Source organism: Streptomyces sp. DH12 (genome assembly GCF_020873895.1).
GTDB lineage: Bacteria > Actinomycetota > Actinomycetes > Streptomycetales > Streptomycetaceae > Streptomyces.
Map to the genome: position 1 here is coordinate 1 of NZ_JAHWGT010000100.1, position 1,162 is coordinate 1,162.

A 1,162-nucleotide genomic window follows, 5' to 3' on the forward strand; every position below is an offset into this window, starting at 1 on the left:
TACCGTGGTGCGTCTGCGCGAGGAACGCGGGCTCACGGTGGTGATGGTGCTGCACGACCTGGCCCACGCGGCCCGTTTCGCCGAGCGGATCGTCGCCCTGCGGGAGGGCCGTGTGGTGGCCGACGGAGCGCCGAAGCAGGTCGTCACGCCGGGGTTGCTGGCGGAGGTGCTGCAGGTGGCGGGCCGGGTCGGTGAGGATCCGGAAGGGGGGTGGCCTGTGTGTTACCCAGATCACCCTATCGCGGCTCTAGAATATGAAAATCAGATTCATTAGGGTGGGTCGTGGCGCTCAACCGAACGCCGCATCTCCCTGCTGATGAAGGAGAGTTCATGGACAACGAGCAGGTCTTCGCGCCGATCGCCGACCCGGGTCAGCTGGCTCACGACTCGGCTTCTCACTCCAACGCGCTCGTCGAGAACCCCTTCGAGGACACCGAGGAGTAAGCGAGGGTCTGGCCACCCTCGACCGTGGGCCCGCCCGATGCACCTTCCGGGCGGGCCCACGCCCGTCCCAGGTCCCGTCGACAGGAGGAACGCCGTGTCCCGTAACCGACTCGTCCCCGGTGTCGAGGTCGTCCCCGTGCCCGGGCGAGGGCTTGCCGTCCGCACCCCCGAGGGGGAGTTCTTGAGCGTCAGGACAGGAGACGCCGACGAGGACGCCCTGCTCTCCCTGCTCACCGGGGGAACCACAGCCCTGGTGGACGAAGGACTGGACCGCGTCGTCCGGGCGTTCGAAGAAGCCGGTTATCTGGCGGAAGGGCCATCGGGCCCGGAGTGGCCCGCCGCGCACGGGGACGTCAGGATCCTCGGCGACCCGGTACTGACCGAACCGCTCGCCGGACAACTGGCCGCCCTGGGCGCGCGGCCCCGTACGACGCCGGCCGTCACCGCCTCAGGCAGCTCGCGGCCGGGCATCGAGGACCTGCTCGACGGAAACCCCTGCGCGGTCGTGTGGTGCCTGGACGGACCCGTGCCGGACGGCCTGTGGGACGCCGCCGACCGGCTGCCGGAGCACGGCGTCGCGTGGCTGCGCTGCCACCGTGAGGGCTGGCAGGCGTACGTCGAGCCGGTGGCCGTCACTCCCGGGGACGTCACCTCGGCGCACGTCCGGTCCCGTCGGCTCGCCGCCACACCCGCACACCGCGAACTGGCCGCGTACTGG

The 1,162-nt window shown here is 70.7% G+C and carries 2 protein-coding genes and 1 pseudogene; all 3 read left to right on the top strand.

What is annotated here, in order from left to right:
* Positions 1 to 274, top strand: a pseudogene (locus LPA54_RS32725) (ABC transporter ATP-binding protein); the annotation flags it as partial.
* 56 nt (positions 275 to 330) lie between these two features.
* Entirely contained in the window at positions 331 to 444 is a 114-nt protein-coding gene (amiA, locus tag LPA54_RS42540; RefSeq protein ID WP_241270818.1) for a streptamidine family RiPP, read from the top strand.
* Between the two features lie 94 nt (positions 445 to 538).
* On the top strand, positions 539 to 1,162 hold a 624-nt coding region (locus LPA54_RS32730), incomplete at its 3' end, for a hypothetical protein (protein ID WP_228984394.1).

What these genes read in the sequence shown, in the direction of transcription:
- amiA (WP_241270818.1), top strand. Translation starts at nt 331, where the DNA reads ATGGACAACGAGCAGGTCTTCGCGCCGATCGCCGACCCGGGTCAGCTG.